General features: G+C 42.9%; 2 protein-coding genes. One reads left to right on the forward strand and one right to left on the reverse strand.

Translation table 11 applies throughout. The features are described 5' to 3' along the window. A partial coding sequence (locus LD39_RS22390; RefSeq protein ID WP_156112712.1) for a DUF1516 family protein occupies window positions 1-127 on the reverse strand: 127 nt, incomplete at its 3' end. A gap of 163 nt (window positions 128-290) precedes the next feature. On the opposite strand from LD39_RS22390, the gene LD39_RS21480 reads away from it, so the two are divergent. Continuing rightward, a complete protein-coding gene (locus LD39_RS21480; RefSeq protein ID WP_035553932.1) occupies window positions 291-1,484 on the forward strand; it encodes an ornithine--oxo-acid transaminase in 1,194 nt (397 codons plus the stop codon). Window positions 1,485-1,507 lie beyond the last annotated feature (23 nt).

Here is a 1,507-nt window from a genome sequence, read left to right on the forward strand (position 1 = left end):
AATAATCAAGCCGTAAAATCATATGAGAAATCTTTGCTGCCTTTTCGTTTCCAGCTCTTGTAAACGTTGTAACAAGTGCAACTAACACGAAAGCGATTACCCAAGAGGTAATATGTAAGTGTGCCATGATTTTTCCTCCTTTACTTATATCATTTACGCATATAATAATACCACGTTAACTGGAGTGATTCCTAACTATATGTCCATACGGGTTAATTTTCTGAGTCGTAAGAAAATTAAAACTAAACCTGTTATAATGGATGGAGATTTAATGAAATTGGAGGGATACAATGGTTGTTTCAAGTCAACAAATTATCGATCAAACGCAGGAATATGGTGCGAAAAACTACCACCCGCTTCCAATCGTTATCGCTAAAGCGGAAGGGGTATGGGTAGAAGATCCTGAAGGTAATCGTTATATGGATATGTTAAGCGCTTACTCCGCTGTCAATCAGGGGCACCGTCATCCAAAAATCATTCAAGCCTTGACTGATCAAGCAAGCCGAGTCACCTTGACATCAAGAGCTTTTCATAATGATCAGCTTGGCCCTTGGTATGAGAAAATATGTAAAATTACCAACAAAGAAATGGCTCTTCCAATGAACACGGGTGCAGAGGCAGTTGAAACAGCAATCAAAGCGGCGAGACGCTGGGCGTACGATGTTAAGAAAGTGAAAGAGGATCAAGCGGAAATTATCGCATGTACAGGGAATTTTCACGGCCGCACAATGAGCGCTGTTTCTCTATCATCAGAAGAAGAATACAAACGCGGCTTCGGACCGATGCTTCCAGGGATTAAGCTTGTCCCTTACGGAGATGTGGAAGCACTTAAAGAAGCTATCACTGAAAATACGGCAGGGTTCCTGCTTGAACCCATTCAAGGTGAAGCCGGTATTGTGATGCCTCCGGAAGGATTCTTGAAGGAAGCATATGAGGTGTGTCACGAAAACAACGTCTTATTTATTGCCGATGAAATTCAGGCAGGTCTTGGCAGAAGTGGAAAGATGTTCGCTTGTGATTGGGAAGATGTAAGCCCTGATATGCTCATATTAGGAAAAGCACTTGGTGGCGGCGTGTTCCCAATTTCCTGTGTGGTTGCCAACAAAGAAGTCCTCGGTGTTTTCAACCCAGGATCTCACGGTTCGACTTTCGGCGGAAACCCTCTTGCTTGTGCTGTCTCTGTCGCATCCTTAGAAGTGCTTGAGGAAGAAAATCTTGTCGACCGTTCCCTCGAGCTCGGAAATTACATGATGGAAAAATTGAAATCGATCGATAATCCAAAAATCAAAGAAGTACGAGGCAAAGGCCTCTTCATAGGAGTCGAGATGACAGAACCCGCTCGTAAGTATTGTGAACAATTGAAGGAAAGAGGGTTACTCTGTAAAGAAACCCATCAAAATGTCATCCGCTTCGCCCCGCCACTCGTCATTGATAAAGAAGATCTCGATTGGGCAATTGAACAGATCAAGAGTGTTTTAAGCTAAAAGAAAAAAACGAAAGAAGAGGC

The organism is Halobacillus sp. BBL2006, assembly GCF_000786645.1.
Taxonomy (GTDB): domain Bacteria; phylum Bacillota; class Bacilli; order Bacillales; family Halobacillaceae; genus Halobacillus.

Excerpts from the sequence above, each read along its gene's own strand:
- LD39_RS21480 (WP_035553932.1), top strand. The coding sequence starts at position 291 with ATGGTTGTTTCAAGTCAACAAATTATCGATCAAACGCAGGAATATGGT.